The 23,013-nt window shown below is 73.0% G+C and carries 20 protein-coding genes; 5 read left to right on the top strand and 15 right to left on the bottom strand.

The window, feature by feature from the left end:
• Positions 1-458: 458 nt before the first annotated feature.
• From M4D82_RS25260 to M4D82_RS25250, 3 genes are all read right to left on the bottom strand, one after another.
• Positions 459-1,676 carry a cytochrome P450 gene (locus M4D82_RS25260; RefSeq protein ID WP_249768210.1) on the bottom strand — a complete coding sequence of 406 codons (1,218 nt, stop codon included), beginning with the start codon at positions 1,674-1,676 and terminating at the stop codon, positions 459-461.
• A 160-nt stretch (positions 1,677-1,836) separates the two neighbouring features.
• Complete coding sequence (locus M4D82_RS25255) at positions 1,837-2,031, bottom strand: ferredoxin (protein ID WP_249768209.1); 195 nt, start codon at positions 2,029-2,031, stop codon at positions 1,837-1,839.
• Positions 2,032-2,294: 263 nt separating this feature from the next.
• Positions 2,295-5,225 (bottom strand): AfsR/SARP family transcriptional regulator, encoded by a 2,931-nt coding sequence (locus tag M4D82_RS25250; RefSeq protein WP_249768208.1) that lies wholly within the window; start codon positions 5,223-5,225, stop codon positions 2,295-2,297.
• 80 nt (positions 5,226-5,305) lie between these two features.
• On the opposite strand from M4D82_RS25250, the gene M4D82_RS25245 reads away from it, so the two are divergent.
• From M4D82_RS25245 to M4D82_RS25230, 4 genes are all read left to right on the top strand, one after another.
• Positions 5,306-5,848 (top strand): carboxymuconolactone decarboxylase family protein, encoded by a 543-nt coding sequence (locus M4D82_RS25245; protein WP_249768207.1) that lies wholly within the window; start codon positions 5,306-5,308, stop codon positions 5,846-5,848.
• Between the two features lie 85 nt (positions 5,849-5,933).
• Entirely contained in the window at positions 5,934-6,944 is a 1,011-nt protein-coding gene (locus M4D82_RS25240; RefSeq protein WP_249768206.1) for a GNAT family N-acetyltransferase, read from the top strand.
• 22 nt (positions 6,945-6,966) lie between these two features.
• Positions 6,967-7,482 (top strand): glycosyltransferase family protein, encoded by a 516-nt coding sequence (locus M4D82_RS25235; RefSeq protein WP_249768205.1) that lies wholly within the window; start codon positions 6,967-6,969, stop codon positions 7,480-7,482.
• 8 nt (positions 7,483-7,490) lie between these two features.
• Complete coding sequence (locus M4D82_RS25230) at positions 7,491-8,228, top strand: SAM-dependent methyltransferase (RefSeq protein ID WP_249772147.1); 738 nt, start codon at positions 7,491-7,493, stop codon at positions 8,226-8,228.
• Between the two features lie 182 nt (positions 8,229-8,410).
• Here the strand turns inward: M4D82_RS25230 and M4D82_RS25225 are convergent, their stop codons facing one another.
• Genes M4D82_RS25225 through M4D82_RS25180 form a run of 10 tightly spaced genes read right to left on the bottom strand, consistent with a single transcriptional unit; the run spans position 8,411 to position 19,661 of the window.
• Entirely contained in the window at positions 8,411-9,847 is a 1,437-nt protein-coding gene (locus tag M4D82_RS25225) for an ABC transporter ATP-binding protein (protein ID WP_249768204.1), read from the bottom strand.
• Positions 9,844-10,662, bottom strand: a complete 819-nt coding sequence (locus M4D82_RS25220) for an ABC transporter permease (RefSeq protein WP_249768203.1) — start codon at positions 10,660-10,662, stop codon at positions 9,844-9,846. The genes M4D82_RS25225 and M4D82_RS25220 overlap by 4 nt, the downstream gene beginning before the upstream one ends.
• Positions 10,659-11,606, bottom strand: coding sequence for an ABC transporter permease (locus M4D82_RS25215; protein WP_249768202.1), 948 nt, complete (start codon positions 11,604-11,606; stop codon positions 10,659-10,661). Before M4D82_RS25215 ends, M4D82_RS25220 begins: the two co-directional genes overlap by 4 nt.
• Positions 11,603-13,183, bottom strand: a complete 1,581-nt coding sequence (locus M4D82_RS25210) for an ABC transporter substrate-binding protein (RefSeq protein ID WP_249768201.1) — start codon at positions 13,181-13,183, stop codon at positions 11,603-11,605. The genes M4D82_RS25215 and M4D82_RS25210 overlap by 4 nt, the downstream gene beginning before the upstream one ends.
• Positions 13,184-13,216: 33 nt before the next feature.
• Positions 13,217-14,017, bottom strand: a complete 801-nt coding sequence (locus M4D82_RS25205) for a class I SAM-dependent methyltransferase (RefSeq protein ID WP_249768200.1) — start codon at positions 14,015-14,017, stop codon at positions 13,217-13,219.
• Entirely contained in the window at positions 14,014-15,321 is a 1,308-nt protein-coding gene (locus M4D82_RS25200; RefSeq protein ID WP_249768199.1) for an MFS transporter, read from the bottom strand. Before M4D82_RS25200 ends, M4D82_RS25205 begins: the two co-directional genes overlap by 4 nt.
• Positions 15,318-16,382 carry a dipeptide epimerase gene (locus M4D82_RS25195; RefSeq protein WP_249768198.1) on the bottom strand — a complete coding sequence of 355 codons (1,065 nt, stop codon included), beginning with the start codon at positions 16,380-16,382 and terminating at the stop codon, positions 15,318-15,320. The genes M4D82_RS25200 and M4D82_RS25195 overlap by 4 nt, the downstream gene beginning before the upstream one ends.
• Positions 16,379-17,494, bottom strand: a complete 1,116-nt coding sequence (locus M4D82_RS25190; RefSeq protein ID WP_249772145.1) for a PLP-dependent cysteine synthase family protein — start codon at positions 17,492-17,494, stop codon at positions 16,379-16,381. The genes M4D82_RS25195 and M4D82_RS25190 overlap by 4 nt, the downstream gene beginning before the upstream one ends.
• A gap of 14 nt (positions 17,495-17,508) precedes the next feature.
• Positions 17,509-18,390 (bottom strand): Rossmann-like domain-containing protein, encoded by an 882-nt coding sequence (locus M4D82_RS25185; protein ID WP_249768197.1) that lies wholly within the window; start codon positions 18,388-18,390, stop codon positions 17,509-17,511.
• Positions 18,387-19,661, bottom strand: coding sequence for an ATP-grasp domain-containing protein (locus M4D82_RS25180; protein ID WP_249768196.1), 1,275 nt, complete (start codon positions 19,659-19,661; stop codon positions 18,387-18,389). Before M4D82_RS25180 ends, M4D82_RS25185 begins: the two co-directional genes overlap by 4 nt.
• 138 nt (positions 19,662-19,799) lie before the next feature.
• On the opposite strand from M4D82_RS25180, the gene M4D82_RS25175 reads away from it, so the two are divergent.
• Complete coding sequence (locus M4D82_RS25175) at positions 19,800-20,417, top strand: GNAT family N-acetyltransferase (RefSeq protein WP_249768195.1); 618 nt, start codon at positions 19,800-19,802, stop codon at positions 20,415-20,417.
• Here M4D82_RS25175 and M4D82_RS25170 read toward each other — a convergent pair.
• Together M4D82_RS25170 and M4D82_RS25165 are read right to left on the bottom strand one after the other, a co-directional pair.
• Positions 20,410-22,596, bottom strand: coding sequence for a heavy metal translocating P-type ATPase (locus M4D82_RS25170; protein ID WP_249768194.1), 2,187 nt, complete (start codon positions 22,594-22,596; stop codon positions 20,410-20,412). The two genes, M4D82_RS25175 and M4D82_RS25170, sit on opposite strands and share 8 nt — an antisense overlap.
• Before the next feature lie 2 nt (positions 22,597-22,598).
• A complete protein-coding gene (locus tag M4D82_RS25165; RefSeq protein ID WP_249768193.1) occupies positions 22,599-22,901 on the bottom strand; it encodes a DUF1490 family protein in 303 nt (100 codons plus the stop codon).
• Positions 22,902-23,013 lie beyond the last annotated feature (112 nt).

Raw genomic sequence — 23,013 nt, 5'->3', positions numbered from 1 at the left:
GAATCACCAACTGGAAAGCGTTTCTGGTTCTGGCGTCGACAGCCCCCAACTCTTCGCATGGTTCCCCGGACGAAAGGTCCGGAATGAGCATCATCCGGCGATGATCGACGAGCACGCCGACACGGTTCGATCCTCCCCGCAGCCGCAACGGCGGCAGCGGATATATAGGGCATACGCGACTCCCGATTCCACACCCACCCGAACGACACTTCCGGACTGTGGAAGTCCTCTTCTGGTGGGCGGAAGAAACATATCCGGCCACTAGAGGACCGGTCAAGCGAGAATGGAGCAAGTACCGGATATCTGAAGACAGTTACCGAATTCCGGAACATGGAACGTCCCTCAATGCGCCGGCCCGCCCGCCGAGCGAGGACGCTCGGCGGGCGGGCCGGCGGAACCAGAGATTCCGTGGGGGAGGTGGCGGTTGACCCAACGTCAGTGGGGCCGCCGCAGGGACCTCACCACTCGACCGGGAGCGTGTCGAGGCCCTGGATGGAGTGTCCGCCCCGCACCGGCAGCTCGGCGGCGGGAACGGCGAGGCGCAGCCCCGGGATGCGGGTGAAGAGCGAGCTCAACGCGATCTCCATCTCGGCCCGCGCCAGGTTCTGGCCCAGGCACGCGTGGATACCGAAGCCGAACGCCAGGTGTTGGCGCTGCCCGCGGCGCACGTCGAACGCCTCCGGGTCGGGGAAGACGGCGGCATCGCGGTTGACCGTGGAGGTGGCGAACAGGACTCCGTCCCCGGCCCGGATCGTCTGCCCGGCGATCTCGATGTCCTCCGTGGCGACGCGGGGCGTGGCGTCCGCGATGGACAGGTACCGCAGCAGCTCCTCGACCGTGTCCGCCGCCGCCTCCTGCGGAGCCGCGCGCAACCGGGCCAGCTGGTCCGGGTGTTCGAGCAGCGTGAAGGCGCCCAGGGAGAGCATGTTGGCCGTGGTCTCGTGGCCGGCCACCAACAGGACCATGATGAGCGTGGCCAGGTCGTGCCGGTCGATGAATCCGGGCTTGAGCTGTTCCTCGACCAGCTCGTCGAGGAGCCCTTCACCGGGCGCGGCCTCCTTCGCGACGATGAGCCCGTCCAGGTATTCACGCAGCCGTCGCCGAGCGTCGTGCACGTCCTCCGCGAGCGGCCCGCGCAGCATCCGCCGCGACTGCTCCTCGAAGAACGCGTTGTCCTCGTAGGGCACGCCGAGCAGTTGGCAGATCACCTTCGAGGGAACCGGCAGCGCGAACGCGGACACCAGGTCCACCGGCGACCCCTGCTCCAGCATCGTGTCCAGCAGATCGTCGACCACCTGCTGAATGCCCGGCCGCATCCGGGCGACCCGCTTGAGAGTGAACGCCGGGATGAGCATCCTGCGCATTGGCCCGTGCTCCGGCTCGTCCACGCCCAGCAACGGGTTGCGCACCCGGCGGATGAACTCCGCCGCGAATTCCACCAGGATCGGGAACCCGGGATTCTGTCGGTTGGCCGAAATTCGTGAATCGGTCAGTAGCGCTCGCGCCTCCTCATACCCGGTCACCAGCCACGCGAGTCGCCCGTCGTACAGCGCCACTTTGCTCAGCGGCCCCTCTGCCGCCATCTTCATGTACTCGGCGGGCGGGTTGTACGGACACGTACGGTCCACGGGAAAACTGGGTGCCTGAGACTCGGGGATTATCAAGGCATCCGTCAACGGTCCACCTCCGCAATTCGTGCATCGGCCCGCGCTTGACCCCGAGTTGAGGCGACGCGGGCCGCTGCCACACTGATCGCGCCCGGCCCCACACTACCGCCTTTTCCCGCAAAAGATCGACTTCGGCCATTCGCGCCGCGAATTGGCCTGTTGACGGATCTCAGCTTTCGGAGATGCCGATGGCGCCCACCGGGCAGCGGCGGGCGGCCTCGCGCACCAACGGGTCTCCCGCCCCGTCCTCTCGGCCCGGAAGCACCGCCGATACCCCGTCATCGTCCTGCTCGAAGACGCCGGGAGCCGTCAACTCGCACTGCCCCGCGCCGATGCACTTGTCGTTGTCGATGGAGATGCGCATGCTCTCTCTCCTCCTCGTGAAGATGATCTCGAATGGGCGGAGACCACCCAGCCGATACGCAGGATGGGTGTCCACATGGCGACCCCTGTCGGAAACGTGCGCCATTCGTACGTCAGTGGTCCCGGTGCCGTCCGGGGTCACCGGTCTCGGCACACGCGTCAGGGACGACGGCGGTCTGCTCATCCCGAGTGGGGACGCAGAGAGGGGAATCGCCGCGGACGATCGTACCCGCTGCCCGCGTGGACCGGCCCGAGATCCGCTGATCAGCGGCCGTTCGCCGCGGCGTCCTCGTTCGCGGTCGGCGCCAGTCCGGTGAGGAAGGCGCGGATCTCGTCGGCCTCGGGGACGGCGAGGGCGGTGTAGAGGTCAAGGGCCTGTCGGGCGTGGTCGTGGGCGAGGTCGACGCGGCCGAGGTCGCGGTGGACGCGCGCCAGGCCGTCATGGGCGCGGGCCTGCTCGGGGCGGTAGCCGACCTCGCGGGCGAGGGTCAGCGCGGTGTCGTGTTCGGCCACGGCCCCGTCGAGGTCGCCGAGGCAACGGGCGGCTTCCGCGAGCGCGTTGAGCGACTCGGCCTCATCGCCGGGGAAGTCGAACCTGCGGCTCAGCTCCAAGGCCTGGCCGTGATGGCGCCGGGCCTCGTCGTAGCGGCCTTGCCGTTGGCACAGCAGCCCGATGTTGTTCAGCACCACGGTCTCGCCGATGCGCGATCCCGTCTCGCGGTACACGTCCAGCGCTTGCCGATGGTGCTCGTGCGCGTCCTCGTACCGTCCTTGGCGTTCGTGGACGATGCCGAGGTCGGTCAGGCATCTGGCGACGCCGGCGCGGTCGCCGAGCTCGCGGAAGAGCACGAGGGCCCGCGCGCAGTGGTCGTGGGCCCGGTCGTACTCCCGCCGCCGCCTGGAGACGCCGCCGAGGGCCTGTAGTGCGCCGGCCGCGACGCCCTGGTCGCCGATCTCGCGGGCGAGGTCCAGGGCGTGCCGGTAGTGCTCCGCCGCTTGCTCGTAGGCGCCGTGCCACCAGAAGTGCACCTGGCCGAGATCGATGAGCGTACGGGCTTCGGCGGCTGTGTCGCCGCTGCGCCGGGCGGCTCGCAGGGCCAGGCCGCCGAGGGCCAGCGCGTCGGCCTGGTGGGCGTGGCCCAGCAGATAGCGGTGCAGGGTGGCGGCCAGTTGGCCGGTGTGTGCGAGCCAGTCGTGCTCGGCCGCGTACTGGCCGGTCGCCATGAGGTTCGCGCGTTCGCCGTCCAGCCAGGCGATCGCCTCGGCCTCGTCCTGCGGGGGCGAGGTCGGGGTGGCCGGCGCGGGAATGCGTGGCCTGTGGTGCTTGCCCTCGGGGTAGAGGTGGTCGATGGCCGTGCTCGCGGTGTGGAGATAGTGGTGGAACAGTCGGCCGAGGGCCTCGCGCCGGGCGTCGGCGGGTTCCTCGGCGGCGGCGGTGGCGAGGGCGTGTTCGCGCAGCAGGTCGTGGAAGGTGTAGCGGCCGAGCCGGTGTTGGGTCAGGACGTGGGCGTCCAGGAGGTCTTCCAGGAGGTCTTCGGCCTGCCGGAGCGGAAGGCCGGTCAGTGCGGACGCCGCCTCGGGGCTGATGTCACGGCCCGGCTGGAGCCCCAGGAGCCGGAACATGCGTTGCTGATCCTCAGTCAGTTGCAGGTAGGAGAGGGTGAACGCCGCCGCCACTCCTCGCTCCGAGGTGGCCAGCTCGGCGAGTCTGCGGCGCTGATCGCGGAGCCGGTCGGCCAGGTGGGCGACGGTCCAGCGGGGACGATGGCGCAGGCGGGCGGCGGCGATGCGGACGGCCAGCGGCAGGAACCCGCACAACTGCAACACGTCGAGGACGGCCAGGGGTTCGGCGGCCGCCCGTTCGCCGACGATCGCCGTGAACAACTCCACGGCCTCCGCGGCGGGCAGCACGTCCAGGGACAGCGCGTGCGCCCCGTCCAGGTCGGTCAGCCTTCGGCGGCTGGTGACCAGGATGAGGGCGCGGGAGGATCCGGGCAGCAACGGGCGTACCTGGTCGGCGCCGAGGGCGTTGTCCAGCACCGCCAGCACGCGACGGCCGGAGAGTTCGGACCGCCACAGCGCGGCCCGATCGGCCACCGACGCGGGTATGTTCTGGGCGGGCACGCCGAGTTGGCCCAGGAGGACTTCGAGCGCGGTACCGGCGTCCAGCGGCGCCTGGCCGGCGGTGTGCGCCTGGAGGTCGATGAAGAGCTGTCCGTCCGGGAAGTGGTCCGCGAGGCGGTGCCCCGCGTGGACCGCGAGCGTCGTCTTGCCGACCCCGGCCATCCCGTCGATCGCCGATATCGTCACGACGCCGCCGTTGCCGCCGTTGCTGCCCGACCACCGGCGGACCAGCCCGTCGATCTCGTCTTCGCGTCCGGTGAAGTCCGGGACGTCGTAGGGCAGGAAGTTGGTCCCCTGCGGCTTCGCCGGCCGCTGCGCGGTGAGCGGCGGCCGCAGATCGGGGGCGTCCCGCAGGATGTCCTGTTCGAGCTTGCCGAACGCGTGGCCCGGATCCAGTCCCTGCCGTTCGGCCAGGGTCGCCCGGAAGGTCCTCGCCACGTGCAGCGCGTCGGTTTGGCGTCCGGCGCGGTGCAGGGCGAGCATCAGTTGGCAGCAGAGCCGTTCCCGCAAGGGGTGGGCCGCCGCGTGGACGGACAGTTCGTCGATGAGGTCGTCGTGGCGCCCCCGGGCCAGTTCCAGATCGGCCAGGCGCTCTACGGCGGTCAGGAGCTGCCCGGTCAGCCGCGCTCTGGCGCTCTCGACGTAGTGGGCGGTGATGTCGGCCAGCGGCTCTCCCCGCCACAGCGCCAGCGCCGCCCGTATCCGGCCGGCGGTGTCCCCCGGGTCGCCGGAGCCGGCCGGTGCCTCGGCGATCAGGCCGGTGAACTCGTCCAGATCGAGCTGTCCCGGCCCGGTGGTGATCACGTACCCGGCCGCCCGCGTGGCCAGGATCCCGTCGGCTCCCGAAGCGCGCAGCATCCGTCGGATCGCGGCGATCGTGGTCTGGATCTGCGCGCGGGCGGAATCGGGCGGCAGCGGCCCCCACATCGCGTCGATCAGGCGATCCGTACTGATCACGGTCCCGACGTGCAGCAAGAGGTAGGCGAGCACCGCGCGATGACGGGGTGCCAGGCGGGGCGCGTCCGCACCGGGAGCCGCGACCTCCACCGGACCGAGGACCGTGAACCGCATGCCGTCACTCCAGGGGTCGCCGTCGCGTGCATCGAAGATGCATCGGGAATGTATCAAGATCAACCGGCAGGGTTGCCCGCATGTCACTCCACACCGTCGAACCGGAGATCGCGACCGGTGAATCCGCCGCTCTGTTCACCGCCACGCACCAGGCCCTGGGGGTCATCCCCAACCTGGCCCGGGTGATGGCGAACAGCCCGGCCGTACTGAAGGCGTACTTGGGCGTCGTGACCACCCTGAGCGCGGAGGGGACCCTGTCGGCGGACGTGCGTGAGCGCGTCGCGTTGCTGGTGGCGCAGGAGAACGGGTCCGACTACTGCCTGTCCGTGCACGCGTTCCGCGGGACCAAGGTGGCGGGGCTGAGTGCCGCGGAGGCCACCCGCGCACGCCGGGGCGAGGCCGACGACCCGTGGGCCGCCGCAGTCCTGGCTCTGGCCGCCACGGTGGTCCGTGAGCGCGGAGGCATCGGCGCCGAGCAGCGGGCCGCGGCCCGGCGCGCCGGCCTGTCCGACGGGCAGATCGTCGAGGTCGTCGCCCATGTCGCCCTCAACGTGTTCACCAACTACCTCGCCACCGCGGCCGGGATCGACATCGACTGGCCGCTCGTGCGCCACACCGACTGAAGGAACGCGAGCGAACCCTCGCACCCTCCCGAAGCACGACCGCATACGACCGCATACGACCGACTCGACCACGAAGGCCATCACCTTGCCCACATCAGCGCACGTCACTCCGCTCCAGCACGTCTCGGCCGCCGACGCCGCCGCCTGGCATCGGGTCGTCGCCGCCTCGACGGCCCACGACCTGCCCGGCGTGCCGGTCCCCGACCCCGGACAGATCCTCGCCCGGCTCACCACGCCCGCTCTGGGCAGCCACCGGCTGTCCTGGCTGGCCACCGGCGCCGACAACGTCCCGGTCGGCGTCGCCGGCCTGCGGGTGTTCACCTCCCCGGGCCAGGAGCACCTGGCCGAACTGGAACTCCACGTCGACCCCGCACACCGCCGCCTGGGAACCGGCTCCCTCCTGCTGTCGGCGGTCGTGGCGGCCTGCCGCACCGAGAACCGGCGCAGCCTGATCGCCACGGCCCCGGCCGACGGCCCGGGTGAGAAGTTCGGCGCGCAGCGCGGCTTCCGACCCGTGCTGACCCTGGACCACCTGCTCCTGCGCCTCGACGAGGCGGACGAGGCGGGCGAGGCGGGCCTCCTCCAGGTCGCCGACGCCGAACACCCCGGCTACCGGCTGACCGGCTGGACCGGAACGGTTCCCGACGACCTCGCCGACGCCTTCGCCGCCGCGAAGTACGCCATGAACGACATGCCCGTCGGGGACGCGGACTACGGCACCGTGGCCTGGGACGCCGACCGCGTCCGCGCCATGGCCCAGGTGGTCGCCGATCGCGGGGACACGCTGCTGACCATCGCCGCCGTCCACGACGACGGCGCCATGGCCGGCTACACCGAGATCCTGCTTCCCCGGGGCTCGGCGCCGCGCGCCCAGCAGTACGACACGGCGGTCGTCCCCGCACACCGCGGACACGGCCTGGGGTTGTGGGTCAAGGCCGCCATGCTGCGCCGGCTGCGCGCCGAGCACCCGGACGTCGTCGAGATCGAGACGGACAACGCCGACGACAACGTCCACATGCTGGCGGTCAACCACCGCCTGGGGTTCCGCTCCTACCGCCGCACGCGCGAGTTCCAGCTCGACGTGCCCACGACCTGAAGGGAATGGGGAGATTCACGCGATGCGTGTCCCGTTGATGGCGGACGAGGCGGCCGAGGGCTGTGACGTCCTGGTGGCGAGTGGTCTGATGCCCGCCGGCGCCCGCTCGGTGGCGGAGAAGCCGGGCATCCGCTACGTGTACGCGGGTTTCCACCCGTTCGAGATGCCCTCGGCGCACTACCTCCCGTCGCCTCGGCCCAACCCGCCCGCCCCGCCCGGCACGACCGACAACCAGGCCCTGCGGGACCTGGACGCCCGAAAGGCAAACGCCCTGTACCTCCAGTCCCCCAACGCCCACCGCACGACGATCGGTCTCGCACCGGTGGGCGGCGGTGCGCCCCAGGTGGTGGTTGCCCAGTTCGTTGACCAGCGGCACCGGGCCGCCCGCGTGGCCGAGCCGGGCATCGGCGCGGCACACGACGACCCGACCCCGACCTGCGCGTCCCTGTCGACCGCACTCAGGGCGGCCCTGGCCCCCGAGACGAAGGCACGGCCCAAGGCCGTCGCCGGCACGATCCGCACCGAGGGGCGCCGATGACCGCGCCGATGAGCCGCGAGCAGGTCTCCCTGATCGCCCATGTCGACCATCCGATCAAGGCCCCGCTCGCCGACGATTCCGTCGGCCGCCTGCTCGAACGCGGCCTCCCGCGAGGCGACGAGCGCGTGCTCGACCTCGGCTGCGGCACTGCGGAGTGGCTGCTGCGCGCCCTGGCGAAGCGCCCGCACCTGCGCGCCGAGGGCGTCGACGTCTCCGAAGTCGCCCTGGCTCGGGCCCACCAGGCCGCAAGCGAACTCGGGCTCACCGAGCGCCTGGTCCTCCACCGACAGGAAGCCGCGGACTTCACCTCCGCACAGCCCTTCGACCTGGTGATCAGCGTCGGCGCCACCCACGCCTTCGGTGGTCTCCTCCCCACCCTCGCGGCGGCCCGCGAGCACCTGGCCCCCGGCGGCCGCGTGCTGATCGGCGAGTCGTTCTGGGACCGCGCCCCCTCACCGGCGGCCGTCGAGATGTTCGGCGACCTCGCCGACCTGGCGACCACGGTGGACCGCGTCGTCGCCGACGGCTGGACCCCCGTCCACGGCCACATCAGCACCCGTGACGAGCTGGACGCCTACGAGTGGGCCTGCTGGGGCTCCCTGGCCTCCTGGTCCCTGGACCACCCTGGCGACCCGGCCGCCGCACAGGCACGGGAGACGGCCACCGCCCGCCGTTCCCAGTGGCTGCACGGCTACCGCGACAGCTTCGGCTTCCTCTGCCTGATCCTGCGCCGAACTTCGGATTGATCGCGGGACTCCCGGCAGGGCCGGGCTGCGTCGATCAGGAAGAAGCGACAGGGTTCTGCGCGATGTCGACGATGTCGACGATGTCGACGGGCTGTGGCTGCCCGTCCGGGGTAGCGCAGCACGCCTGCGGCGCGCTGTCGGCGCTCTTGAGACCCGCGAGCCCGCGCCGCGCCGGCATCCACTCAGCCCCCGACGTCCACGCCGATCCGGTGCTCACCGCCCATGGCCACGCGGCCGGCGTCGAGCACCAGGGTGCGGTCGGCCAACACGTCGGCGGCCGTTCGGTCATGGGTGATGAAGACCAGGCTGAGCCCGTCCCGTTCGCGGAGCCCGGCCAGGTGCGTGAGGATGACGTCGCGGGTGGCGGCATCGAGGCCGGAGGTGATCTCGTCGCAGATCAGGACCTTGGGCTCGGCCGGCAGAGCCCGCGCCAGGGCGGCCCGTTGGAGTTCGCCACCGGAGAGCGCGCCCGGCCGGCGCAGGGTCAGGTCCGCTGCCAGCCCCAGTTCCTCCAGGATCTTCGCGGCGGTCCGGCGCGCGTTGTCCCGGTCGGCGCCGCGCAGTCGGACCGCCGTGCGGGCGACCTGGTCGAGGACCGGCCGGTGCTCGTCGAAGGCCGCCTTGGGGTCCTGGAAGACGTACTGGACGGCGGCCAGTTCCGCGGGGGTGCGGGCGCGGATACCGCGCGGGAGGGGTGCGCCGTCGAGCAGCACCGCCCCCTCGTACGCGGAGTGCAGCCCGGCCAGGCACCGGCCCAGGGTGGTCTTGCCGCTGCCGGAGCGGCCAACCACCGCCAGGCACTCCCCCGGCGCGACCGACACCGTGATGTCGTGCAGCACCGCAACGGTGCCGCGTGCCGTCCGGTGTCGGGCAACCAGGCCCCTCGCCTCCAAGCGCGTTCCGCCGGAGGGTACGGCGGATCGTGACCGTTCGGCCGTCGGCTTGGCGGGGGTGGGCAGCACCACGTCCGCCGGGCCCCGGTCCACGACCCGGCCGGCCCGCAGCACGACCACTTCGTCGGCCAATCGCCGTACGACGTCCAGATCGTGGCTCAGCAGGACCACGGCGATGCCCTGCGCGGCGACGTCGGCCAGCGCCTCGGCGACGCCCTGTTTGGTGGCCGGGTCCTGGCCCGTGGTGGGTTCGTCCGCGACGATCACTTTGGCGCCCAGGAGCAGTGCCTGCGCGATGACGACCCGCTGCTGCTGGCCGCCGGAGAGCTGGTGGGGGTAGCGGCGCAGCACCATCGCGGGGTCGGGGAGCTGGGCGCGCCGCAGGGCGTGCTCGACGCGGGCGCGGATCTCGCGGCGGGTGCCGCCCCGGCGGGCGGCGATGTCCCGCAGAAGGGCTCCGGCACGCCGGGCCGGGTTGAGGACGGCGGCGGGGTGCTGGGGTACGTAGCCGACGGCGCCGCCGCCCGGGGTGCGGATCCGCCCTTCGACGCGGGCGCCGGGTGGGAACTCGCCGAGCAGGGCGCGTCCGGTGGTGGTCTTTCCGCTGCCCGACGGCCCGACGAGGGCGGTGATGCGGCCGGCGCGGGCCGTCAGGCTCACCCCGTCGACGAGCGTGCTGCCGGCCACCTCCACGCGCAGGCCGTCCACTTCCGCGACCGGGTTCATGCCCGGCCTCCTTTCCTCGCGGCCTTCGCGGCCGGTGTGTGCAGGGCGGCGTCGAAGAGCAGGTTGGTGCCCATGGACAGGGCGGCGATGAGGAGGGCGGGCACCACGACGGCCCACGGCTGGAGGAAGAGTCCCGTGCGGTTGCGGTCCACCATCACCGCCCAGTCGGCGGCGTCCGGCTCGACGCCGATCCCGAGGAACGCGGCCGTGGCCACCAGGTAGAGGGCTCCGGTGAGCCGGATGCCGGCGTCGGCGGCGAGCGTACGGCGCATGGAGCGGGCGACGTAGCCGAACGCCGTGTGCCACCAGGACTCCCCCTGCATCCGCAGCGCTTCGACGGCGGTCCGGGAGGCGATCTCGGCCGCCGCCGCGTGCACCACCCGTGCGGCGTCGGGTACGGCGGCCAGACCGACCAGGACGGCCAGTCCGGCGGGCCCCGGGGTCAGGGTCGCGGCCACCAGCAGGACCAGCAGGAGCGAGGGCACGGCGATCAGTACGTCGAGGGGCCGCATGAGGGCCTCCTCCAGCCAGGTGCGGCGGGTGAGGGCGGCGGTCAGCCCGAGCGGAACGGCCACCAGATACGCGAGACCCGTGGCCGCCAGCGCGACGAGGACGACCGAGCGGCCGCCGAGCAGGACCTGCCGCCACACGTCCCGCCCGCTGAAGTCCGTACCGAGCCAATGCCCCGCGCCCGATGCGAACGAGACCGAGCGCGGCCCGGCCGGCCCGGCGAGCAGCGGCCCGAGGGCGGCCAGCAGCAGGGGCACGGCGATGAGCCCGACCGCGAGCGCGTACCTGGGCAGACGGCGCTTCACGCGATCACCTCCGCCCGGGGGGCGAACCGGCGCGCGACGAGGTCGGCCCCGAGGTTCGCCATGACGGTGACGACACCGAAGACGACGGCCATGCCCTGGACGACGGGCACGTCCCGGGCGGCGACGGCGTCGATGAGCACCGTTCCCAGGCCCGGGATGACGAAGAGCGCCTCGACGACGATGACCCCGCTCAGCAACCAGTCGCAGGTCCGGGCCAGCTGCTGGGCGGCCGGAGCGAGGGCGTTGGGCAAGGCGTGCGCCCAGCGGACGCGCGCTCCGCCGATCCCGTAGCGCCGCGCCTGGGCGACGTACGGCGAGGCCATCGCTTCGATCATCACGGCGCGCACGAGGCGGCTGATGGTGCACACGGGCCGGGAGATGAGGACGAGGACGGGCAGGACCAGGACGGCCGGATCGGTGAGCGCGTCCGCGCCGACGGCGGTGGGCGGCAGCCAGCCCAGCCACAGCCCGAACACCGTGGCCAGCAGCACCCCGAGGGCGAACTCGGGTACGGAGTGCACGGCCAGGGTCAGCGCGCTGAGGGTGCGGTCCAGCGGGCCGCCCTCGCGGCGGGCGCACAGCACGCCGAGGCCGGCCGACAGCGGCAGCAGGACGAGGAGCGTGGCGGACGCGAGCAGCACCGTGGGTCCGAGGCCGCCGGCCAGGTAGCCGGAGACGGGCCGTCCGCTGACCAGGGAGGTGCCGAGGTCGCCGTGGAGGAGTCCGGCGACCCAGTCCAGGAACCGTTCGGCGGCGGGGCGGTCGAGGTCCAGGGCGGCGCGGATGCGGGCGATGCGCTCGGGGTCGGGCTGGTCGCCGGCCAGGGCGACGGCCGCGTCCCCGGGCAGGGCCTCGGTGAGCGCGAAGACGAACAGGACGACGGCCGCCGTCTGCCCCAGACCGAGGAGCAGGCGGCGGCCGACCCACGAGAGGTGCGGGCTCACGCGAGCCAGAGCTTGTCGAAGCGGGCCCAGTCGAGGGTGTTGGCCGGGGCCTTCGCGTCGACGCCGCGCACAGCGGGCGCGGTGGCGACGATCCAGTCGGCGAAGCCCCAGATCAGGAAGCCGCCTTCGTCGTACAGGCGGCGCTGCATGCGCTCGTAGAGGGCGGCCCGCTCCTTCTCGTCCCGGGTGGACTGGGCCTGCTGGTACAGGTCGTCGAAGTCCTTCTGCTTCCACTTGGTGGCGTTGGTGGTGGATCCGGTGAGCAGCCGCTGCGAGATGTGGGACTCGATGGGCATGGACCCGGACCGGTAGGAGGCGAAGGTCCCGTTGTCGAGGATGTCCTTCCAGTACGTGTCCTTGTTGCCGACCTTGACCTCGACGGTGACCCCGGCCTTCGCGGCCTGCTCCTTGAAGATCCCGGCGGCCTCGACGAAGCCGGTGGCGGCGGGCGCGGTGTCCAGGGTGACCTTGAGGTTCTCGGCGCCGGCCTCCTTGAGGAGGGCGCGGGCCCGGTCGAGGTCCCGCGTGCGCTGGGGCAGGCCGGCCGGGTAGTACTGGTAGCCCTTGCCGAAGAGGTCGTTGCCGACCTCGCCGGCGCCGGAGAGGGCGCCGTCGACGAGTTCCTTGCGGTCGGCGATGAGGAAGAAGGCCTGGCGGACCCTCGGGTCGTTGAACGGCGGCCGGTCGGTCTTCATCACGAAGCCCTGCATGGAGCTGCCGGGCAGCCGGACGACCTGGACCTGCCCCTTGCCCTCGTGGGTACGGGCGGTGGCGGGGCTGAGCTCGTGGGCGTACTGGACCTGGCCGCCGAGCAGGGCGCTGACGCGCGCCGACTCCTCGGTGGCGACGACGAACTCCACCTGGTCGAGGTGGGGCGCGCCCTCCCAGTAGGCGTCGTTCCTCTTGACGACGAGCGACTTGCCGGGGGTGAACGAGCCGAAGGTGAACGGGCCGGAGCCGACGGGCTTGTCGAATGAGGTGGTGTCCTTGGGGACGATGTACGCGCCGAACGCCGCGAGCACGTTCGGGAATTCGGCGTACGGGCGCTTCAGCTTGAACTCGACGGTGGACGCGTCGAGGGCGCGGCCGGCGGCGAGGTCGATGGGCTCCAGGGAGGCCTTGGCCCGGAAGGTGCCCTTGGGGTCGGCGATCCGGCGGTAGCTGTAGAGGACGTCCTCGGCGGTGACCGGGCGGCCGTCGTGGAAGGCGGCCTTGCGGAGGGTTACCTTCCAGGTGTCGAGGGTCTCGTTGGGCTCCCACCGCTCGGCGAGCCGCGGTACGGGGGCGAGGTCGGCGCCGAAGTCGGCGAGCTTGTCGTAGAGGGCCTTGGCGCGGGCGGCGTCCACGAACAGGTTCGCGGCGTGCGGGTCGAGGGTCTCGCCTGCCCCGCCGCCCGGGAAGGCGGCGCGCAGGGTGCCGCCGCGCTGGGGGCTGCCGGCCGCGGCGCCGTTCTTGGCGTCGGCGTTCTTGCCGGTGTCGCCGGCGCAGCCGGCGGTGAGGGCGAGGGCTGCTGCGGTGGCCGTGGCGGTGGCCAGGAGGAATCCTCGGCGGGCGAGGCCGGAGCGGGGGCTGTTCACGGGTGGTGTCTCCGATGCTGCTGGGGAGGGTGGTCAGTGGCCGTCCACGAAGCGGGCGACGAGGTGCAGGCGGTCGGAACTCGTGGTCCCAGACGGGGAGTTGCCTTCGCACCACGCCGGTTCGGTACGCGGGCCGGGGCGGTCGTACAGGTCGAGGACCTCGAAGCCGGCCGTGGTGAGGAAGTACCGCAGTTCCTGGGGGAACAGCAGTCGCCAGGCGGAGTGCTGCTCCTGCCGGTCCGGGGACGGGGTCCCGTCGTCGGCGGTCCAGGTGCGGCGGCGGCACAGGAGTTGGGCGCCGTGATCGATCCACAGGGTGGTGTGGGAGGTGTGGGTGGTGCCGCGCCAGTCGAAGGAGGCGGTGCGCGGTCCGTCGAGGAGTTCGGTGTTGCCGAGGAAGAAGGCGCCGTTGCGCATCTCGGCGATGAGCAGGCCGCCGGGGGTGAGGTGGGCGCGGCAACGGTCGAGGAACGCCGTCAGGTCGTCGTTGGTGTGGCAGTACAGGAGGGCGCTGTCCAGGCAGATGACCGCGTCGAAGGTGACCCCGAGGTCGAAGTCCCGCATGTCGCCGCGGTGGTAGTCGGGGCCGGGGTGGGCGCGGCGGGCGTGGGCGAGCATGGTCTCGGCGGTGTCGATGCCGGTGACGCGCCGCCCGGCATGGTGGTGCAGCCAGGCGGCGTCGCGGCCGGTGCCGCAGCCGACGTCCAGGACACGAGGTCCCGCGCCGTGGCGGCGCAGGGTGTCCTCGGCCCAGCGGGCGGCCAGACGGTCGGGGTCGGGGAAGCGCTCTTCGTAGAGCTCGGGGTGGTCGGTGAGGAGGTTGCCGGTACTCATCGGGGCTCGCTCGGGGAGCGGGGCTCGCGGTGCGGACCGGCGGATGCCGCGTCCGGCCCGGGGTCAGGGCCAAGGCCAGGGCCAAGGCCAGGGGCGAGCGACCCACGCCGATGCAGTCGGGCGACGGCAGCCGCCGAAGCGAGGCCGAGCGCCGTGCAGCAGGCGTACGGAAGCCACGCCGGGCCGGTGCGCGAGGCGGTGTCCATGGCCCACCCGACGCCCGCCCCGGCGCCCGCGGCGGCTACGCCTGACACCGCGTAGAAGAGGCCGTAGAACGTGCCGGTGAGCTCCGCGCGGCCGAACGACGGGACGAGCTCCATGACGAACGGCTGGGCGGCCATCACCCCCAGGTGCAGCAGCAGCGCCCCGGCCAGGACCGGCAGCAGCCGCGCGGGGTACTCCCCCGCCGCGCCCGCCACCACCATGGGCGGTACGAAACCGAGCGCGCTGACCGCGAGCCCGGCGGCGATCCAGCGGCCGCGTCCGCCGCCCCGTCCGGACAGCCGCCGGGTGAGGCGCAGCTGGAACAGCAGGTTCGCCAGCGTCCCGGCCGCGAAGAGCAGCCCGACGGCGCCGGCCCAGCCGGTGGCGTCCCGGGCGGCGTGCGGAAGCAGCAGGTAGAGCTGGCTCTCCATCCCGTACATGCCGACCATGGCCAGGGCGAACGCCACGAAGCGGCGGTTGCCCGCCACCTCCCGCCAGTCGCCGAGGACGGAGCCGGTCGGCCGCGGCACCGCACGAGCGGGCAGTACGACGGCCTGCGCGATGGTCAGCAGCGCGAACACGCCCGCCGCGGTGAGCGCGGCCACCCTGAAACCGCCGAAGAGCAACAGGCCGCCCAGCAGCGGCCCGAGCAGCGCCCCGGCCGTGGCGAACACGTTGAACAGGGCGAACGCCTCGGCCTTGCGGTCGCCGGACTCCTGGGCGACGTACGTCCGTACGGCGGGATTGAACAGGGCCCCGGCCAGCCCGCTCAGCACCGACGCGGCGATCAGTACGGGCAGTGCGTCGCCGAGGGCGAACAGCGCGAAGCCGAGGGTACGCAGCCCACAGCCCGCGATGATCACCCCACGGGCCCCGAGGCGGTCGGCCGCCGAGCCCCCGATCAGGAACATCCCCTGCTGGCTGAGGTTGCGCAGGCCCAGGACCAGGCCGACCAGCGCCGCCGACATGCCGAGGTCGTCGGTGAGGTGAGTGGCCAGGTACGGGATGAGCAGGTAGAAGCCGGTGTTGACGCCGAGCTGGTTGATCAGCAGGAGCCGCACGGCCGGCGGGAAGCCGCGCACCGCGGCGAGGGTTCTCACCGTGCGACCCCCGCGGGTATGGCGGCGCGGCGCAGCACGCCCAGGCCGCCGCGCGGGGCGGGGCATACGGTGCCGTCGGCGCCGCCGATCCCCGTCCACGGGTCGTCGGCGAGGAGCAGGTGCCCGTCGAGGTCGACCCAGCGGGCCCGGTCGACCAGGTGGACGGCGGGTGCGATCCCGAGCGAGCTGGCCGTCAGGCAGCCGAGCATGAGGTCGGTGCCGCTGCCGGCCAGCGCGGCATGGATGCGCAGCGCGGCTCGTACGCCGCCGCACTTGGCGAGTTTGACGTTGACCCCGTGGACCCGGCCGGCCAGGGCGAGGGCGTCCTCGTAGGAGACGGCGTCCTCGTCGGCGATCACCGGGACCGGGGAGGCGATCGCGACCCGTGCCAGGGCCTCGGGCCGGCCGGCCGCGATGGGCTGCTCCACGGCGGTGACGCCGAGGGCGGCGAAGCGCGGCAGCAGGGCGTGGGCCTGGTCCTCGGTCCAGGCGCCGTTGGGGTCGAGCAGCAGGTCGGCGTCCGGTGCCCCTTCACGGACGGCCTCGACGCGGGCGAGGTCCTCGGCCGGATCGGGGGAGCCCGCCTTGACCTTCAGGACGGTGAATCCGGTCATGGCGAGCCGGCCGGCCCGGGCGGCGGCGGAGACGGGCGAGACGATGCCGATGGTCCGGGCGGTGGCCGCCGACGGAGGCAGCGGACTGCCGAGCAACTGGTGGACGGATTCCCCGGCCCGCTTGCCCGTGAGGTCCAGTACGGCGGCCTCGACCGCGGCGAGGACCCCGGCGGGCAGGTCGGCGCCGAGGGAGCCCGCGGGGGCCAGTTCGGCCCAGGCGGTCTCCGGGTCCGGCAGACGCTCGAACGCCGGGCGTACGGCGCTGAGGTGGCGCAGGATGCGGTCGGTGGGCAGCCCGAGGAACTCGCTGCTCACGGCCTCCCCCCAGCCGCGCAGTCCGCCGTGTTCCAGGTCGACCCAGACGGCGTCGCGGCGGGCCATCACGGATCGGGAGATGCGCAACGGCTCGGCCAGTTCCAGCGAGGCGGTGTGCCAGGTGAGCTTCATGCGGCGCCTCCGGGGGCCAGGACGTGGGGGGCGAGCGCCCCCTCGGCGCGTGCGCCGACGGGGTCGACGACAGCGCGGCAGCGGGCCCAGCCGAAGGCCTCGGCCGCGCGCGGGTGCGGGATCTCCAGTGGACGGGTGGCCGGGGCGGTGGCGGTCAGTCCGTGGGCGTGGCAGAAGTCGTCGTCGTAGACGGTGCCGAGGTAACGGTGGGGGCCGTCGGGGAAGACGGTCGCGACGACGGCTCCGGGCTCGGCCCTGGCCGCCCACGCGGAGACCAGGGCGACCGCACCGGTGCTCCAGCCTCCGCTGACGAAGCTGCCCCGGGCGAGCCGCCGGCAGGCGTCGACGGCCTCGGCGGGACCCACCCAGTGCACCTCGTCGAACACGCCGTGGCGGACGTTGCGGGGGTGGATGCTGCTGCCGAGTCCGCGCATCAGGCGCGGCCGGGCGGGCTGGCCGAAGATGGCGGAGCCGACGGAGTCGACGCCTATCACCTTCAACCGGGGCCAGCGGCGGCGCAGCGGGCCGACCAGTCCGGCACTGTGTCCGCCGGTGCCCACGCTGCACACCAGGACGTCCAGGTGGTCGAGCTGGCCGATCAATTCCGCGGCCATCGACCGATAGCCCGCCGGATTGTCGGGGTTGTTGTACTGGTCGGGCCAGTAGGCGCCCTCGGTGCGGGCCAGGACCTCGTGGAGCCGGGCGATGCGGGCGGCCTGCCAGCCTCCCTGTGCGGCCGGGCGATCGACCAGCTCCAGGCGAGCGCCGTAGGCGCGCAGCAACTGGCGCATGGACGGTTCGAGTTCGCGGTCGCCGACGAGGATCACGGGGTGGCCGAGTGCCTGTCCGGCGAAGGCCAGCCCGATGCCCATGGTGCCGGAGGTGGATTCGACGACCGGGGCGCCGGGGCGCAGCTCGCCGCGCCCGCGGGCACCGGTCAGCATGGACATCGCCGCGCGGGCCTTCATCCCGCCGGCGCCGAGGCATTCGAGCTTGGCCCAGAACCCGGGATGGGGGTGGGGCAGGTCGGCGTGGATACGAGCGACAGGGGTCCGCCCCAGCAGGGGCAGCAACGCGGGATGGGCGGCGGCACCGGCAGCGGACCGGTGCATCGGCGGGGCGAAGGTCACGGACGGCCTCCGTAGCGGTGGATGACGCCGGGGCCGCCGTCGAGCCAGAAGAACGGGTACGGCTCGGCGGACACGGCTCTCACCCCGGCTCCGAGGAAGCGGGGCAGGACGGCGCTGCCGGTCTGGGCGAACATCACGAGGGGCTTGCCGGTCCGGGCGGCGTGGTCGAGCAGGCCTTGGAAGGTGCCGTTGCCGAGGGTCATGCCGGAGGCGAGGACGGCGCCGCAGCGCTCCAACTGCGCCTCGGTGTCACGCAGGACGGGCTCGCCCCACTCGGTGGCGCCGCCCTTGAGGTCGCACGGCAGGTAGTCGAGTCCCCGCGCCCGCAGCTGCTCCAGCAGCGAGTTCACCACCCCGACCACCAGGACCGGGCGGCTCTCAGCGGGCGGGACGCCGTCCGCGGGCAGCAGGTCGACGACGGCACGGGCCCGCGTCTTCGAACGGCTCAGCGAGCTGCCGGCCGGCAGCGCGTACGGGCGGGCACCGTTGTCCGGCGTGTGCGGGCGTACGTGGGCCAGGTAGGCGTCGAGGGCCGCGATCCGCACCGGCAGGAGCGGGTGGCGCAGGAGGTCGGCGACGGTGGCGCCCACGCAGTCGTCCAGGGCGTCCCCGGGCAGCGCCCCGGGCTCCACGGCGCAGGATCCGACGGCCGCGTCGAGCCGCAGGCTCAGCACCTCGTTGCGGTAGCCGCTGCTGCGCCCTTCGTGCCGGACGGCTTGGGCGGTGGTGAAGGCGAGCGATATCCGCTCGTGGGCCGGGTCGGGTCCGTACGCTCCGGCGCGGACGGCGTCGAACAGCTGCTCAACGGTCCGGACGAGCGGGTCGCCGTTTCCGGACCCTTCGGCTCCGACCAGGTGCGGGGCGGACAGGGTCGTCATGCGGGAACCCCCGCGGACGGCTCGTAACGGGGACGCAGGCCGGCCAACAGCCCCTCGGCGGCGACGCGGGCGCCGCCGCCCTCGGTGTCGGCGGTCATGACGTGCCCGAGGTACTCGTTGTTGCTGGTGGCGGCCCGCACGGTGCGGCCTGCCTCGGCGAGGGTGAGCTCCAGCACCTCGGGCCGGGCGCGGACTGCTTCCTCGCCCTCGACACCGGCGAGGGTGCCGGAGGTGTCGGGCAGGAGGAAGGCGATGGCGGCGCTGCGCACTCCGGTCCGACGCGGCGCGAGGTCGGGCACGCGGCCGAGGGCCACGTCCACGCAGGCGGTCGCCAGGTCGACGCCCGTGACGTGGCGGACCAGTTCGGTGATCCGGTTGCCGGCCGGGCGGGGGTTGACCTCGACCAGCCGGGGCCCGTCAGGGGTCAGTTTGATCTCGGTGTGGCAGACCACCTGGTCCAGCCCCAACGCCTTGACCGCCCGCGACGCGGTCTCGGCGGCCTCGGACGCCGTCGCCTCCTCGATCCCGGCCGGGAACATGTGGCCGGTCTCGATGAAGGCGGGCGCCCCGCCGATGCTCTTGTCGGTGACGCCCACGACCTGGGTCGCGCCGCCGAAGGAGACGGTCTCGACGCTGACTTCGGGTCCGTGCAGCAGTTCTTCGAGCAGGATGACGGGGGCCCGGTCCTGGCCACGGGCGTTGACGGGGAACTCGGCGAGGGCCTGGCAGGCGAGCTCCAGTTCGCGCTCGTCGCGCACCGCGCGGACCAGCATGCCCGCGCACAGGTCCACCGGCTTCACGACGAGCGGGTAGCCGATCTCCCGGGCCGCTGCCGCCGCCTCCCCGGCGCCCTCGCAGAGCGCGAACCGGGGCCCCGGCACTCCGGCTTCGGCGAGCACACGGCGCGTCAGGTCCTTGCGACACGCCGCCTCGACGGCCTCCGGGGCGGGTCCGGGCAGGCCGAGCCGCCGTGCGGTGTGCGCGACGGCCGGCAGGTAGTAGTCGCACGAGGAGACCACCCCGTCGAAGCCGAGGACGGCGTGCAGGTCCTCGATCCGCGTAAGCAGCGCGTCGGTGTCGTTGGTGTCGGCCGTGACGATGTTGCGGGCCGTGAGCAGCGGGTGCGTACCGTCGCCCGCCGGGGCGGAGCGCAGGTAGTGGTGCAGGTCGCGGGTGACGAAGGTGAACTCGTGCCCGTCTTCGCGGATCGCCTTGGGCAGCAGCCTGCTCATCGACCCGACCCAGCTTTCGATCACCAGCAGATGTCCCACCGGAACTTCCTCCCAGAGTGCCGTCGGCTCCGTGCGACGCAGACGTTATCTGAAATCGTTTTCATTTCCAATACAACAGATTTCCGATAACCTGCGGCCCACGGAGCACGAGAGGCGGAGCATGGGAGGCGGAGAGTCATGACAGAGCTGACGCGAGATCAGAGGGTCGGGCCGTACACGGTGCGGCACGCGAGGGCCGAGGACCTGCCCGGTGCCCGGAGCGTCATGCTGGACACCTTCTACCGGGAGTTCGACTACGGGTACGTCCCGGCCTGGCACGCCGACGTCGTCGACCTCGACGGCACGTACCTGCGCCACCCCCGGCACACCCTCGTGGTGGCCGCGCGCGACGACGACGAGGTGGTCGGCACCACCGCGCTCACCTCGCGCGGCCCCGCCCACCCGCCGCACCCGCGCGGCCTCGTCGAGCGCTACCCGTCAGGTCGGACCGCGCAACTGCTGCGCGTGTACGTACGCCCCGAGCACCGGCGCCACGGACTGGCCCGGGTGATGGTGCGCACCGCCTGCGCGTTCGCCGCGTCCGTACCCGGCTACGACCGCGTCTACCTCCACACCAACGTCAACATCCCCGGCGCGGAGGGCTTCTGGCGCGGCATCGCCACGGAGGTCTTCGACGCCCGCACCACCGGCGAGCACGGCGAAGGCTTCGGGACCGTCCACTTCGAGATCCCGATCCGCGCGATGACTCCCGGGCAGGCGACAGGACCGGGCCGGGAGCCGGCCGGCGTCATGTGACCCGGCGTTCCTCCAGAGGCGCGGGCCTGAGCGCGTCCGCCTCCACCCGCGGCAGGTGCGGGGTGTGGTTGACGAGTCGGGCGGAGTTGCCGACGACCGCGATGCTGCTGGTGTTGTGCAACAGCGCCGCCAGCACCGGGTTCATGGAGCCGCCCGCGCCCGCGACCAGCCCGAGCAGGTTGACGCCGATGGCGAGCCCGTAGTTCTGCCGTACGACGCGCAGGGTGTGACGGCTGAGTTCGACCACGGCCGCGACCTGGCGCAGGTCGTTGCCCGCGAGCGCGATGTCGGCGGTCTCCAGGGCCACGTGGGACGAGTGCTCGCCCATCGTGATGCCGACGTCCGCCAGCGCGAGCGCCGGAGCGTCGTTCGTACCGTCGCCCACCATCGCCACGGTGTGGCCCTCGGCCTGGAGCTCGCGGATCAGCTGGAGCTTGGCCTCCGGCAGGGCGTGGGCGTGCACTTCGGTGATGCCGAGGGCGTCCGCCACCACCTGGGCGGTCTCCGGGGCGTCGCCGGTGAGCAGGACCAGCCGCGAAACGCCCAGGTCGCGCAGTTGCCGGACGACGATGTCGGCGCCCGCCCGGACGGCGTCGGAGACCCCGAGCAGGCCGATGAACTCCTCGTCCAGGGCCAGGCAGATGACCGTCTCGCCGCCCCGGCGCAGGTGGTCGGTCCACTCCTGGGCGTCCTCGGTGAGGTCGATGCCGTGCCGGCGCAGCAGGGCGGGGCTGCCCACCAGGAGCCGGGTGCCGTCGAGTTCGGCGCGCATGCCCATCCCGAGGACGACCTCGCAGGCCTGGTGGAGGGGTACGTGCAGGTGCTGCTCCTCGGTGCGGGCGACGATGGCCTGGGCGAGCGGGTGGCGGGCGTGGAGCTCGCCGGAGGCGGCCAGGCTGAGCACCTCGTCGGCGCCGAAGCGTTCACTGAGGGCGACGACGCTGGTGACCAGGGGCTTGCCGAAGGTGAGGGTGCCGGTCTTGTCGAAGACGACGGCGGTGACCCGGCCCACGCCTTCGAGGTGCGTGCCGCCCTTGATGAGGGTGCCGCGACGGGCTCCGTTGCCGATGGCGGCGCTGATGGCGGTCGGGGTCGCCAGGCCCGCGGCGCACGGGCAGGCGATCAGCAGCATCGTCATCGCCCGGCGCGCGTCGCGCGTGACGACGTACGTCAGTGCCGCGAGCGCGAAGGAGACCGGGACGAAGCGCTGGGTGAAACGGGTGGCCACGGTCTGGATCGGCGCCCGGTCGGTCTGGGCCTCCTCGACCCGGCTGATGATCCGCCCGACCGTGGTGTCCCGGCCGACGGAGTCGGCGCGTACGGTCAGCGAGCCGGAGGTGATGATGGTGCCGGCGTAGACGTGGGCTCCCTCCCTGGCGTAGACCGGCAGGGCCTCGCCGGTGACGGCGGCCTGGTCGACGAGGGCCTCGCCGCCGGTCACGTGCCCGTCGACGGGGATCCGGTGGTGCTCGTACACGGCGACGACATCGCCCGGCGTCAGCTCCTCCAGCGGGACCTCGATCTCCACACCCTCTTCCCGGACCAGCCAGACCCGCTCCTCACCGATGGTGAGCAGGTCCTCTATGGCGCGGCGGGTGCGGCGCAGGGTGAGGGTCTGGAGGAACTCGCCGATGTTGAGCAGCCACAGCACGGTGAGGGCGACCACGTTCTCGCGCAGCACCAGGGAGATGACGGTCGCGGCGGTCACCAGCGTGTCGGTGCCGGGACTGCCGCGGCCGCGCAGCGTGCGCAGGGCGCCGCGGAAGAACGGCAGACCGGTGAAGACGGTGACGACGCCCAGGAATCCGGAGGAGCCGATGCCGATGCGGGGCCGGGCCAGCAGCCGGCGCACGGCCACGAACGCGAGGACCGCCCCGCCGACCACGAGCCGGACGATCTCACCGGTGGACGAGTCCGGAGCCGACCGGGTGGCCTTGGCCGGGGCCGATGCGGGCGGCGCCTCCTCCAGCGCGCGCACCAGCGCGTCCACGTCCAGGTCGGCGGGTTCCATCCAGATCACGACGCTGCCCGTGCGCGGGAAGATCCGCAGGGCCCGGAAGCCGCCGAGGTGGGTGAGACGGTCGTCGACGAGTCCGGCGCAGCCGGGACGGTCACGCAGCCAGGGGACGGTCAGCCGGGCTCTGCCCGTGGCGACCGAGCGGACGAGGACCGCGGACATGATCAGTGCTCGTGGCCGTGGTCGTGGTCGTGGTCGACCTTGACGGCCGAGGGCGGCGGGACCTCCTCGCCGAGCGAGGTACGTGCCTCCGCGAGCATGTCCCCGGCCTTGAGCCGGGCCTCCTCGGCGGCCGAGGACAGCCACCGGCCCGCCACGATGCCGCCCGCGAGCCCGCCCACCAGCGCCTTGCGCGCGGCGGGCTGGGCATCGGGCAGCTTCTTGAGGATCAGCGCGCCGACCACACCGGACACCGCGTAGTGGGCCAGCTTGCCGGCAGCCGCACCGGCGATGGCGAGGGGATGCATGACGCCTCCTTCCGCACGCGCCCTGCCCCGGGCGCGTCGGACCTCTCCTCCAGTCTGGACCCGTGGCGCGCGGCGGTCGAACCGGGTCCGACACTCGCCTGCGGGCCATGGC

The organism is Streptomyces sp. RerS4, from assembly GCF_023515955.1.
Taxonomy (GTDB): domain Bacteria; phylum Actinomycetota; class Actinomycetes; order Streptomycetales; family Streptomycetaceae; genus Streptomyces.
Note: the sequence above shows the minus strand (reverse complement) of the source record. Positions and strands in the feature narration are given on the sequence as shown.